Genomic DNA, 13,202 nt, shown 5'->3' on the forward strand with positions numbered 1-13,202 from the left:
GGCAGCCCCGGCTGCCGCACACTGGACGGTGTGATGGACGAACGGACCAGGTACGAGGCGGTCAGCAGCCGCGACGCCCGATTCGACGGCGCGTTCTTCTTCGCCGTCGTGACCACCGGCATCTACTGCCGGCCGAGCTGCCCCGCCGTCACGCCCAAGCGCGTCAACGTGCGCTTCTACCCCACCGCGGCGGCGGCCCAGGCGGGCGGCTTCCGGGCCTGCCGCCGCTGCCGGCCGGACGCCGTGCCCGGGTCGGCCGAGTGGAACGTCCGCGCGGACGTCGTCGGCCGGGCCGTGCGCCTGATCGGCGACGGCGTCGTGGACCGCGAAGGCGTACCCGGACTCGCCGGGCGGCTCGGCTACAGCGCCCGGCAGGTCCAGCGCCAGCTCAACGCCGAGCTGGGCGCGGGACCTGTCGCGCTCGCCCGCGCCCAGCGCTCCCACACCGCCCGGGTGCTCCTCCAGACCACCGGGCTGCCGGTCACCGAGATCGCCTTCGCCGCCGGGTTCGCCAGCGTCCGGCAGTTCAACGACACCATCCGGCAGATCTACGCCCGCACGCCCAGCGCCCTGCGCGCCGAGGCCGGTACGGGGCTCGGCGGCGGACGCCGCGAGGGGACCCGGGCCGGGATCCCGCTGCGGCTCGCCCACCGGGGCCCGTACGCCACCGCCGCCCTGTTCGACCTGCTGGCGGCGGGAGCGGTCGCCCGGGTCGAGGAGGTGACGGGTCCGCCCGGCCGCCGCACCTACCGGCGCACCCTGCGACTGCCGTACGGGGCCGGGCTCGTCGCGGTCGACGAGGCCCCGCCCGGCGGCCCCTGGCTGGAGGCCCGGATCCAGCTCACCGACCTCCGCGACCTGACCACCGCCGTCCAGCGGGTGCGCCGCCTGTTCGATCTGGACGCCGACCCGTACGCGGTGGACGAGGCGCTGGCCGCCGACCCCCGGCTCGCCCCGCTGGTCGCCGCCCGCCCCGGCCTGCGGTCGCCGGGCGCGGCCGACCCGGAGGAGGCCGCCGTGCGGACCCTGGTGGGGCGCGAGGCCGCCGGGGAGCTGGTCGAGCGGTACGGGAAGGCGCTGGACGTGCCGTGCGGCGGGCTCACCCATGTGTTCCCGGAGCCGGACGTGCTCGCCGGTTCCGTCGAGGACCCGGCCCTCGCGGCGCTGGCCGCCGCGCTCGCCGGCGGCGGGCTGCGGCTGGACGCCGGGGCCGACCGCGACGAGGCGGAACGGACGCTGCTGACGCTGCCCGGGATCGGCCGCCGCACCGCCGCCCTGATCCGGATGCGGGCGCTCGGCGACCCGGACGTGGACCCGTACGGAACGCCGGGCGCGGAGCGGTGGCGGCCCTGGCGCTCCTACGCCGTACGTCATCTGGAAGCGGAGGGGGCGGCGGTGCTGAGCTGACCCCGGCCGCCGAAGGCGCTTCGGTCAGCCCCAGAGCACCGCCCCCAGCCAGGCGCCCGCCACCAGCAGACAGCAGAAGAGCTCCACCAGCACCGCGTAGCCCGTCGCCCGCATGACCGAGCGCACCGACGCCCAGCCCGCGCCGCGGCTCCCCAGCCGCAGCCGCTCCGCGCCGAAGATGGCCCCCACGTACCCGAGGATCCCCCCGACCACGGGCACGACGAAGAAGCCCACGATCCCCGCGACCCCGCCGATCATCAGGGTCCGGCGAGGCGCCCCGGACTCGCCCGGGCGGCGCGGTGACAGCAGCGGTTTCAGGGCCTGGTTCAGCAGCATCAGCGCCGTCGCGCCGATCAGGACGCCCCAGGCGGCCGGCGTCATGTCCGTCAGCGCCCACCACAGCACCGCCGCCCAGACGATCGCCTGACCCGGCACGCCCGGCACCAGCACCCCGACCAGGCCCAGCAGCATGACCAGGCCCACGGCGACGAGCTGCCACACACTCATCTGACCAGCCTGCCGGAGAGTGCCCCGCTCCGCCCGTCAGCGGACCCCGGCCACCTGCGGCGACCTGCGCCGATGCGACCTCAGGCCGACTCGGTACGGGCCACCCAGCCACGCTCGTACGCATGCCAGCCCAGCTGGAGGCGGGTCGAGACCCCGGTGAGCTCCATCAGGCCCTTGACGCGGCGCTGCACGGTCCGCAGCCCCAGATCCAGCTGCTTGGCCACACTGGCGTCTGTCAGCCCCGCCAGCAGCAACGACAGGATCTCCAGATCCGTCGGATCCGGCCCGACCCCGTCCTCGTGCACTCCGCCGCCCTCGCCCAGCCGCAGCGGCATCGCCTCCCGCCACACCGCCTCGAAGAGGCCCATCAGCGACTCCAGCAGACCGCTGGCGTGCACGACCAGAGCGGCGGGCTCCGCGCCCCGAGCGGTCAGCGGGACCATCGCGAGGCTCCCGTCGGCCACCACCAGCTTCGTCGGCACCCGGTCCACCACCCGGCACTGCTCGTCCCGGCTCAGCGCCGCCGACAGCTCCATGATCCCGAACGGAGTCGACAGCACATCGCGCTCGACCACCACCCGGTAGCTCACCCCGCGCGACGTCGCCCGCTCCTCGGACTCGTTCTCCATCCCGGTCACCGCGATCGGCTTGCCCGTCACCAGGGCGCACACCTCCGACACCGCTCCCAGCTGCAGCTGGTGGAAGCGCTGGGCGACGGCGCTCGCCCCCGTCACCACCTCCACCAGGTCGTGCACCGCCGGTTCGCTCGCCTCGGCCCGGTACTCCTCGGCGAGCAGCGCGGACGCCAGCTCCGCCTGTTCCAGCTCGTGCCGCTGCTGGATCAGCAGCGCGCCGAGCGCCACGCCGGGCGGCGCCGCCACCCAGCGGCCCGGCCGGGCCGAGGACTGTGCGGCCAGGCCCTGCTGCTCCAGCCGTCGCAGCACCCGTTCGGTGTCCGCCTCGGGCAGTGCCAGCCGGTGCGCCAGATCGGCGAGCTCCGCGGCTCCCGCCGCGACGAGCGCGCGGTACGCGGTTTCCTGTCTCTCGTCGAGACCTATGGCCCCCAGCATTCTCCGACCTCCCCGGGTGTGGTGATCGCGCATCGAGGCGCCCCTGCGGCGGGTCCCGGGTGGCGGGAAGAGGCCACGGCGTAAACCCGCCGCCCACATCATCCCCTGTACCCCCGACCCCTCTGCCACTGTGGCGCCACCGCAGCACCAACAACCTCCGGGATGCGGCCTCTTGGGCTGCTTCGTTCCGGAATGACCTGGGGAGAGCGATGCGCCCGATATCGCGTACGGCACTCGGAGCGGCGACCGCCGCCGTGCTCGCCGTCACGGTGATCGCGCCGTCGGTGGCCGCGCCACCGGACGAGCGGGACCCGAACAGACCGATCACCGGGAGCGCGGCCACCGCCGCCGATGCCCCGAAGCCCGTCACCGTGACGCTCGTCACCGGTGACACGGTGCTGGTGACCACGGACGCCTCGGGGGCGTCCGCCGCCACCGCCCTGCCCCGAACGGACGGCAGCGTGCCGCTCGTGCAGACCCGGCAGTCCGGCCCGGACCTGTACGTCTATCCCGAGTCCGCCGTGTCCGCGCTCGCCGAGGGCACCGTGGACGAGGAGCTGTTCAACGTCACCGGGCTCATCCGCCAGGGGTACGACGACAGCCACGCCGACGCCGTCCCGCTGATCGCCACCTACACCGGCGACACCGCCCGCCGCGCCCCGCTCACCCCGCGCGGGGCCGAGCGCGGAGCGGCTCTCGACGTCATCGACGGACTCGCGCTGAAGGCCGACAAGAAGCGGGCCGCCGCGTTCTGGGCCGACCTCACCGCCCCCCGCTCCCGTTCGGGCGCCGGACTCAAGAAGCTCTGGCTCGACCGCAAGGTTCAGGCCAGTCTCGACAAGTCGACGAAACAGGTCGGCGCCGACCTCGCCTGGGCCGCCGGCTACGACGGGACCGGCGCCAAGGTCGCCGTCCTGGACACCGGGGCTGATGCCGAACACCCCGACCTCCAGGGCCGGATCACCGCATCGGAGAACTTCACCGACGCCGACAGCACCGACGACCGCCAGGGCCACGGCACCCATGTCGCGTCCACCGTCGGCGGCTCCGGCGCGGCGAGCGGAGGAAAGAACAAGGGCGTCGCACCCGGCGCCGACCTGATGGTCGGCAAGGTCCTGAACGACAGCGGATCCGGCGCGGCCTCCTGGATCATCGCGGGCATGCAGTGGGCGGTCGACAGCAAGGCCGACGTCGTCTCCATGAGCCTCGGCAGCGCCGAACCCACCGACTGCACCGACCCGATGAGCCTGGCCGCCGAGGAACTCGGCAAGAACAAGGACACCCTCTTCGTGGTCGCCGCCGGAAACCTCGGCCCGTCCCTGAACACCGTCTCCTCGCCCGGCTGCGCACCCGGTGTGCTGACCGTCGGAGCGGTCGACCGCGACGACACCACCGCGAACTTCTCCAGCCGCGGCCCCGCGATCGTCTCGCACACCCTCAAGCCCGAGATCGCCGCGCCCGGAGTCGCCATCTCCGCCGCCGCAGCGGGCGGCCGGGGCTCGGAGGCGTACCGGTCCATGTCCGGCACATCGATGGCGACCCCGCATGTCGCGGGCGCCGCCGCCGTGGTGAAGCAGCGTCACCCCGACTGGACCGCCCAGCAGATCAAGGCGGCCCTCGTCTCCTCGGCACGGAGCGCCGTCCCCGGCGACGTACGCGAGACCGGAGGCGGCCGTCTCGACGTCGACCGCGCGATCCGTACGCCCGTGCTCGGCGCACCGGCCGTGCAGGGCGGCACCTTCAACTGGCCGCAGGACAAGAGCGACCGCACCACCGTCGCCGTGCCCTACACCAACACGAGCGGCAAGCCGGTCACCCTCTCGCTGAAGGTCGCGGGCGTCACCGGGAACGACGGCTCGGCCGTCCGCTCCACGATCGCCTCGCTCGGCCGGAAGTCCGTCACCGTGCCCGCCGGGGCGACCGTAGAGGTGCCCCTCGCGCTGGCTCCCGACGCCCGGCTGACCGCCGCCCAGTACGGTGACGTCACCGGCCGGGTCCTCGCCACGGGCGCCGGGGGAGTGAAGACATCCACTCCGTTCTCCCTGTACGTGGCTCCGGAGACCGTCACCCTGCGCGTCAAGCTCGTGGACCGCACCGGTAAGCCCGCGGACGGCGTCTCCTCCCTCGACCTCATCGGCACCGACACCGCATCCGGCGAACGCCGCTTCAACGAGGGCGCCACCGACCAGACCTTCCGGGTCCGTCCCGGCGCGTACTTCGTCTCCAGCTTCATCGCCTCGCCCGACCCCGCCGACGCGACCGGTCAACTCGTGGGATCCGTCGGCTATCTGGCGCGCCCCCAGCTGAACGTGACCAAGGACACCACGCTCGTCCTCGACGCCCGCAAGGCCCACCGGCTGAAGGTGCGGACCGAGGACCGGGCCGCCGAGACGCGCGGCGCGACCCTCGCGTTCGGGCGCTCGTGGGACGACACCTGGCTGCACTCCGGGTCCATCGCCGGCACCGGGCTGATCAAGGACTACCTGGTCGACGTCCAGGGCAAGGCACGCGACGGTGACTTCGAGTTCGCCTCCGTCTGGCGCGCCTACGCCCCGCAGATCCAGAAGTTCTCCCTCGTCGGCGGAGCGGACCTGCACCCCCGGCCCGCCACCACGGGCTCGGTCAACCTGGACGGCACCGGCCGCGCCGAGGTCGTCGACGCCGGTGCGGGCAGCGCCGCCGAACTGGAGGCCGCCGGCGCCAAGGGCCGGATCGCCCTGGTGAAGGTGGGCGACGACGCGTCGAACGTCCTGGTCCAGGCGCGGGCCGCGCGGGCCGCCGGGGCGACGGCGCTCCTGGTGCACCGTCCCTCGGCCGGCGACTGGAAGCCGTCCATCGGCTACGGGGCGGCGCCCCTTCCGGTCCTCGCCCTGCCGGCGGACGAGGCCGCCGTGCTGAGGACGGCCCTCGGCACGGGGAAGACGGAGGTCTCCTGGACCGCCACGGCCGTCAGCCCGTTCGTGTACAACCTGTCGTTCCCGGAGCAGCAGGTCACCTCGGACCGCACCTACAAGGTCCGGGACAAGAAGCTCGGCTCGGTCGTCTCCACGCATGAGTCGATGGGCGTGGCCGCCGACTTCGTCGACACGCTCCTGGTGTCCCGCCCCTACGGCGCCACCTTCGGCGCGTCCTCGCTCGCCGTGGTCGCCGCCCCCGGAAAGCGCACCGAGTACTACACGGCGGGCGACACCGTCTGGCAGAAGATGCTCTCCTCCAGCTTCCCCTGGGGCGAGATGATGATGGGCGACGCCCGCACGTACCAGGCAGGCCGGGCCATGAAGGAGGAGTGGTACCGGGGCCTGCTGGTGCCCGGCGCCCCGCGCGACGCGGAGGGTGCGGAGCTGCTCGCCGGTGAACGCCAGGACAACATGATCGGCGCCGCCCCCGCGTTCATGACCGACTCCGAACACATCGGCCAGCAGGGATCGTTCGGTGACATCGGCGGAATGCGACTCGAGCGTGAGGGGGAGCTCGTCGGCAGCAGCGGCTATCCGTTCGGAGCCTTCGCCGTGCCCGCCGAGGACGCCGCGTACGAACTCACGCTGATGACCACGAAGATCGGCTCGCCCGCCGAGGTCTGGAAGCGGTCCACGCGGACGGAGACCACCTGGGCGTTCCGTTCCGAGCGGAAGCCGGACGTGGCGTCCCAAGGCCTTCCGCTGCTCTTCCCGCGCTACGACGTGCCGTCCGACGGCATGAAGACCGTGCCCGCGAAGAACGGCCAGAAGATCGGGCTCGGCGCGACCGGGCACGCCGGGTACACCCCCGGCGAACTCACCGGCGCGAAGGTCTCCTTCAGTTACGACGGCGGCGAGACCTGGCACACGGCCACCACCGCACAGCAGGCCGGCCGCTGGACCGCGACCGTCGACCACGCGGACGCGACCGGGAAGTCCGTCACACTGCGGACCGAACTGAGCGATGCGAACGGCAACTCCGTGGTCCAGACCGTCAACGACGCGTACGTCGTGCGCTGAAGCGACGGGGCCGCCGGGAGAACGGACGAATCGCTGAGCCGCTGAGCCGCTGAATCCGTGATCGGCCGAACGCACGAACGGCTGCAACGCCGACCTGCCGATCATTCCGACCGGTCCGCCGGGCGTCCTTCCCGTGGGGGGTGGGGCCGCCCGGCGGACCCTTTGCGGGCCACATTTTCCCGATGTCCCGTTTTCGGGCCGCCTCCGCGGTGGACAATATGGGCATGAGTCAGCAGGGGGAGAAGCCCGCCGCCCACGAGGACGACTGGTGGCGCAAGCTGTACGACGAGACCGCGCAGGACACCGGTCCCGGCCGGGCGGCCGACAGCCTCGACGACCGCTTCGACTCCGTGTCGGACACGGTGAGCAGCCCGGTGGACAACCCGGTGGGCGGCCACCGGGACACCGCGCGCGAGACCGTCCGGGACCCGTACGGGGACGCGTACGAGGACCCGTTCGCGGACCGGTACGAGGAGCCGGACGCCGACCGTTATGAGAACCCGTACGCGGAGGCGTACCGGCCGCCCGGGCAGAGCCGGACCGAGGTGACGCGGCGGGAGCCGTCGCCCGACCCCGCCGCGGATCCGGCGACGGCTCCCGCCACGGCCCCGGGCGTGCCGGACCCTCGGTCGGCCCGGTATCCGTATGCGAAGCGCGACCGACAGCCTGAGCAGGCCGCTTACGCCGTACCGGAGCCGGAGCTTCACGCCGGTCCCGAACGGGCTGGCGGTCCCGAGGCGCCCGTCCCGCCCGTTCCGCCGACGTCCGCCGTCCCGCCCGTACCGCCGGGGCCGGCCGCCCCGCCCGTACCGCCGCAGGCTCCGCCCTCCCTTCCGGTCGCACCGCGCACCACCGCGTTTCCCGCCCCCTGGGAGGTGCCCGCCGGGCAGTCGGGGCCCCGGACGTTCGCCGCGCCGCGCGTGCCGGAAGAGCCCGAGCCCGCCCTCGCGCCCGCCCCCGGTGCCCTGCACGAACTTCCACCGGACTCCGCCGCGGCGGACGCGACCGACGACCGGCCGGCCGTCGGGCACCTCGGGGACCGGCCGCCCACCTACGACGCCGAGCCCGCCGCCCTGCCCTCCGCCACCTCGGAGAATCTGGACGGCCTCGGCCCCGACACCGTCCTGGACGGCGCGCGGTACGGGACGTACACCCTGCGCGCCGCCTCCGTACGCGGCGACTCCGCCCGCTTCCGCGGAGAACCCCGGCGCGACGGGCTGCTCACCGCCCGCTTCGGGGCCGCCGAGAGCGCCCTCGTCCTGGTCGCCGTGGCCGGCGGCAGACGGGCCGGCGAAGCGGCGCACCTCGCCGCGGCCGACGCCTGCCGCTGGATCGGCGGGGCCGTCGCCCGCAGCCACATCCGGCTCTCCGAGGACATAAGAGCGGGCCGCCGGGGCGACCTGAAGGCCGGACTGCACCGGCTCACCGACCGGACGTACGGCAAGCTGCGTGCCCGTGCCGCCGAACTCGGCGTCGAGCCGGACGCGTACACCGCGAGCCTCCGCTGCCTCCTGCTGTCCGCCGACCCCGACTGCCGCACCCGGGTCTTCTTCGGCGTCGGCAGCGGCGGCCTCTTCCGCCTCCGCGACGGACTCTGGCAGGACCTGGAGCCCTTCGTCCCGGACGGCGGCGCCCCGCAGCCGGGCGACGAGCAGGAGGAGGGCGCGGACGGGGACCGGCTGACCATGGACCTCCAGATCGCCGCGCCGCCCTCCCCGAACGCCGAGGGCCCCGCCCGCCCGGCCGCCGAGCCCTTCCGCTTCCGGGCCTCCGTGGCGCGCCCCGGCGACACGCTGCTGCTGTGCAGCAATGGCCTCGCCGAGCCGATGCGCGGCGAGGCCGCGCTCCCCGGCGAGCTCGCCGAGCGCTGGGGGAGCGCCGGACCGCCCGGACTGCCCGCCTTCCTCGCCGACACCCAGCTCCGGATCAAGGGGTACGCCGACGACCGCACCTGCGCCGCCGTCTGGGAGGCGTAACCGCGCACGCCGTGGGTTGATGGACTCCGGAGCCGGGCGAAACGGGTGTTTCGGGCTCCGGAGTCCGGACAGTCGAAGTGCACGGAGCACGGGCAAGGAAGGGTGCACACCCATGGCCAAGCAGAACGTGGCGGAGCAATTCGTCGACATCCTCGCCAGGGCAGGCGTCAAACGCATGTACGGCGTCGTCGGCGACAGCCTGAACCCCGTCGTGGACGCCATCCGGCGTAACTCGGCCATCGACTGGATCCATGTCCGCCACGAGGAGACCGCCGCCTTCGCGGCCGGCGCGGAAGCGCAGATCACCGGTTCGCTCGCGGCCTGCGCCGGCTCCTGCGGTCCGGGCAACCTGCACCTCATCAACGGCCTGTACGACGCCCACCGCTCCATGGCCCCGGTGCTGGCCCTCGCCTCGCACATTCCCTCCAGCGAGATCGGCCTCGGCTACTTCCAGGAGACCCATCCGGAGCTGCTGTTCCAGGAGTGCAGCCACTACAACGAGATGATCTCCAACCCGGAGCAGATGCCGAGACTGCTCCAGACGGCGATCCAGCACGCCATCGGGCGCGGCGGCGTCAGCGTCGTCTCGATGCCGGGCGACGTCGCCTCCAAACCCGCCCCCGAGAAGAGCATCGAGCACGCCCTCGTCACCACGCGGCCGACCGTACGGCCCGGCGACGACGAGATCGACAAGCTCTGCCGCATGGTCGATGAGGCCAAACGGGTGACACTGTTCTGCGGCAGCGGCACGGCCGGGGCGCACGCCGAGGTCATGGAGTTCGCCGAGAAGATCAAGTCCCCGGTCGGGCACGCGCTGCGCGGCAAGGAGTGGATCCAGTACGACAATCCGTACGACGTCGGGATGAGCGGACTGTTGGGCTACGGCGCCGCGTACGAGGCGACCAACGAGTGCGACCTTCTCGTCCTGCTCGGCACGGACTTCCCGTACAACGCCTTCCTCCCGGACAATGTGAAGATCGTCCAGGTCGATGTGCGCCCCGAGCACCTCGGCCGTCGCTCCAAGCTCGACCTCGCGGTCTGGGGCGATGTGCGCGAGACCCTGCGCTGCCTGACGCCCCGGGTGAAGCCCAAGTCCGACCGCAAGTTCCTCGACCGGATGCTGAAGAAGCACGCGAACGCCCTGGAGGGCGTGGTCAAGGCCTACACCCGCAAGGTCGAGAAGCACGTTCCGATCCACCCCGAGTACGTCGCCTCCGTGCTGGACGAGATGGCCGACGACGACGCCGTGTTCACCGTCGACACGGGCATGAACAACGTGTGGGCCGCCCGCTATCTGACGCCCAACGGCAAGCGGCGGGTGATCGGTTCGTTCAGCCACGGCTCGATGGCGAACGCCCTGCCGCAGGCGATCGGCGCCCAGTTCACCGACCTGAACCGGCAGGTCGTCGCGATGTCGGGCGACGGCGGGTTCTCCATGCTGATGGGCGACTTCCTCACGCTGGTCCAGCACGACCTGCCGGTGAAGGTCGTCCTGTTCAACAACTCCTCCCTCGGCATGGTCGAGTTGGAGATGCTCGTCGCGGGCCTCCCCTCGTACGGGACGACCAACAAGAACCCCGACTTCGCCGCCATCGCCCGTGCTGCGGGCGCCTACGGCGTCCGCGTGGAGAAGCCCAAGCAGTTGCAGAGCGCGCTCAAGGACGCCTTCAAGTACAAGGGGCCCGCGCTCGTCGACGTGGTCACCGACCCGAACGCGCTCTCCATCCCGCCGAAGATCAGCGCCGACATGGTCACCGGCTTCGCGCTCTCCGCCAGCAAGATCGTGCTCGACGGCGGAGTGGGCCGGATGCTCCAGATGGCCCGCTCCAACCTCCGCAACGTGCCCCGTCCTTGAGCCGGCCGGACCGGTGGAGGGCCCTCTCCGGGCGGCCCTCCACCAGGGTCCGGTCGTCATGTCCCCTTCGCTCGGAGCGTGCGGGAACACCCCTCGCGCGGAGGGTCAGCAGTCGTGGTCGACCAGATCGAAGGATGCGTAGTGGTCGGCGGTGTAGTAGTCCTCCTCCACCTGCTCACCGGTGACGATCCGGCGGGCGCCGCGGGTGTCGGAGCCGGGGGTGATGACCGTGTACTCGTGGTAGTAGCCGGTGGACTGGCCGGGCAGCAGGCCCTCCCGGTTCTGGAAGACGGTCCCGTCCTGCTCGAACGGGAACGGTCCGCCCTGCTCGATGAGATCCAGGGTGTCGTGCGCCTGGGACGGCAGCGCGGAGTAGCAGACGCTGCCCACCGCGGCTGCCCGGAAGGCGGTCGCGGAGTGGGCGGTGGGGGCGGCGGCCGGGGTGGCCGCCTGGGCCGTGACCGGGCCCGAGGCGAGGAGAACGGACAGGAGGGCGGCCGAGCCGCCTAGCCGGGTGATGCGTGGGGGGATGCGCATACCATCATGATGACGCGCGTAGAAGTTGGGTCGTCAACGTCAACTCAGTTGTATTCGCCGGACGTTAACCGGAGCTGCGCCTATGTGGTGATGGCGTGCGCGGGTGGGATGTTCCGTGCGCCCCTCGCCGCTCCCGACCGTTCACCTCTTGACGCTTCGACAAGCGTGACCGTGTGCGTACAGGGGCATGCATCCCGTGAGGCTGTTCGACGGGCGGCCGGATCAGAGGAGGTCGGTTCACTGTGCGGGCGGGGGAAATGGCGAAGCGTCAGAGAAGGGCCACGGTCATCGAGGGGCGGGGCCCCCGGGGCCGGAGACCGGGCGAGGCCATACCGCCGGCCCGGATGCGCCGGAGGGTGGGCCACACCGAGCGGTCGGCGGTGGGCGAAGTCCGCCGGGAGCTGCGGGAGTTCCTCCGGCACCGCTCCGACGAGGAGCAGACCGAGGCGGCGGAGCTGCTGGTGAGCGAGCTGGTGACCAACGCTCTCATCCATACGCGGCACGGGGCCGTGGTCACCGCTACGGCGACGCCCGCCCGACTGCGTGTGGAGGTCCAGGACTTCGCGTCGGAGGATCTGCCCGCGCCGTACGTACCGAACGCCGACGACGGTACGCACGGCAGGGGCCTGATCCTGGTCCGGAGCCTGGCCGACGCCTGGGGCGTGGAGGCACAGGGCCTGGGCAAGGTCGTCTGGTTCGAGCTGCACGGCGGAAGGTCCTGAGGGCCCTCCGCCGCGATGCGCGCTCAGCCGAACTGCTGTTCCAGATCCTTCAGTTTCTGTTCCAGCGAGTCGAGCCGGGGGAGTGTCTGGGTGTCGTCCTCGGCGGTGAGGTCGACGGTCCTCGGGTCACTTCCCCGGCTCGAAGCGTCCAGGCTCTTCGAGCTCGAACCGTCCGCCTGCTTCGGGCCGACGGCTTGCAGGGATGGCCGGGGTCGCAGAGGCAGCTGACCCGGCTCTGCTATGGCGGGCTCCGCGACGGCCGGCGGCGCGCCGCCCGAGGGCGGGGCGAGTGCGGGCACGTCCACCTGCCGATCCCCCCGTCCGCCGCGTCCCCAGACCCGGTTCTGCCGGTTCAGGGCCTTGATGCGGGCCCGGTCCAGCTTCTCCTGGTCGCGTCGGCGCAGCCGGTCCTGCTCACGTTCCCTGCGGTCCTCCCGCACCTCGTCCACCGCCTCGTCCAGGGTGCGGACGCCCTCCAGGAGCATCAGCGACCAGGCGCCGAAGGTCTCCCTGGGGGCCCGCAGCCAGCGGACGATCCGGATCTGCGGCAACGGACGGGGCACCAGGCCCTGTTCGCGCAGCGCGGCGCGGCGGGTCTGCTTCAGCGCGCGGTCGAAGAGCACCGCGGCCGAGAGGGACATCCCTGCGAAGAAGTGCGGTGCGCCCGCGTGGTCCATGCCCCGGGGGGCGTGCACCCAGTTGAACCAGGCGGCGGCCCCGGCGAACGTCCACACCAGCAGCCGGGAGCCGAGTGCCGCGTCTCCGTGGCTCGCCTCCCGTACGGCCAGCACGGAACAGAACATCGCGGCCCCGTCCAGTCCGAACGGGACCAGATACTCCCAGCCTCCGGTGAGGTTCAGGTTCTGCCGGCCGAAGCCGACGAGCCCGTGGAAGGAGAGCGCGGCGGCGACCGCCGCGCAGCAGAACAGCAGGACGTAACTGGCGGTGGCGTACAGCGCCTCCTTGCGTCTGCGGCGTTCCTCGCTGCGTTCCCAGGAGTCGTCGGCCGCGGCCTTGCCGGCGGCACGCTTGCCGCGTGCGACCACCGTCACCGCCGCCATGACTCCCACGAGCAGTACGGCGCCCGGAAGCAGCCAGTCAAGCGATATGTCGGTCAGTCTCATGCGCGGTCCCTTGCGTCACGTAGGGCG

The 13,202-nt window shown here is 72.7% G+C and carries 8 protein-coding genes and 1 pseudogene; 5 read left to right on the forward strand and 4 right to left on the reverse strand.

Translation table 11 applies throughout. The features are described 5' to 3' along the window. The first annotated feature begins 33 nt into the window (after positions 1-33). Positions 34-1,507, forward strand: a pseudogene (locus IE272_RS15700) (DNA-3-methyladenine glycosylase 2 family protein). Here IE272_RS15700 and IE272_RS15705 read toward each other — a convergent pair. Continuing rightward, a complete protein-coding gene (locus IE272_RS15705; RefSeq protein ID WP_056698233.1) occupies positions 1,432-1,914 on the reverse strand; it encodes a DUF456 domain-containing protein in 483 nt (160 codons plus the stop codon). The pseudogene IE272_RS15700 and the gene IE272_RS15705 sit on opposite strands and share 76 nt — an antisense overlap. Before the next feature lie 80 nt (positions 1,915-1,994). Next, positions 1,995-2,984, reverse strand: a complete 990-nt coding sequence (locus tag IE272_RS15710) for a helix-turn-helix transcriptional regulator (protein ID WP_190007117.1) — start codon at positions 2,982-2,984, stop codon at positions 1,995-1,997. A gap of 209 nt (positions 2,985-3,193) precedes the next feature. Between IE272_RS15710 and IE272_RS15715 the strand changes: the two genes are divergently transcribed. The 3 genes from IE272_RS15715 to IE272_RS15725 all read left to right on the forward strand — a co-directional run bounded on the left by IE272_RS15715 (position 3,194) and on the right by IE272_RS15725 (position 10,792). After that, positions 3,194-6,961, forward strand: coding sequence for a S8 family peptidase (locus IE272_RS15715; RefSeq protein ID WP_190007118.1), 3,768 nt, complete (start codon positions 3,194-3,196; stop codon positions 6,959-6,961). A gap of 224 nt (positions 6,962-7,185) precedes the next feature. Then, positions 7,186-8,937, forward strand: coding sequence for a protein phosphatase 2C domain-containing protein (locus IE272_RS15720; RefSeq protein WP_190007119.1), 1,752 nt, complete (start codon positions 7,186-7,188; stop codon positions 8,935-8,937). A 112-nt stretch (positions 8,938-9,049) separates the two neighbouring features. After that, positions 9,050-10,792, forward strand: coding sequence for a pyruvate dehydrogenase (locus tag IE272_RS15725; protein WP_190007120.1), 1,743 nt, complete (start codon positions 9,050-9,052; stop codon positions 10,790-10,792). Positions 10,793-10,897: 105 nt separating this feature from the next. Here the strand turns inward: IE272_RS15725 and IE272_RS15730 are convergent, their stop codons facing one another. Then, a complete protein-coding gene (locus IE272_RS15730) occupies positions 10,898-11,329 on the reverse strand; it encodes a guanyl-specific ribonuclease (RefSeq protein ID WP_007449054.1) in 432 nt (143 codons plus the stop codon). A 356-nt stretch (positions 11,330-11,685) separates the two neighbouring features. On the opposite strand from IE272_RS15730, the gene IE272_RS15735 reads away from it, so the two are divergent. After that, positions 11,686-12,051, forward strand: coding sequence for an ATP-binding protein (locus IE272_RS15735; protein ID WP_050357266.1), 366 nt, complete (start codon positions 11,686-11,688; stop codon positions 12,049-12,051). A gap of 23 nt (positions 12,052-12,074) precedes the next feature. Here the strand turns inward: IE272_RS15735 and IE272_RS15740 are convergent, their stop codons facing one another. Next, positions 12,075-13,175 carry a DUF2637 domain-containing protein gene (locus IE272_RS15740; protein WP_050357267.1) on the reverse strand — a complete coding sequence of 367 codons (1,101 nt, stop codon included), beginning with the start codon at positions 13,173-13,175 and terminating at the stop codon, positions 12,075-12,077. Positions 13,176-13,202 lie beyond the last annotated feature (27 nt).

Origin of the sequence: Streptomyces anulatus (genome assembly GCF_014650675.1) — a bacterium.
Lineage (GTDB): Bacteria > Actinomycetota > Actinomycetes > Streptomycetales > Streptomycetaceae > Streptomyces > Streptomyces anulatus.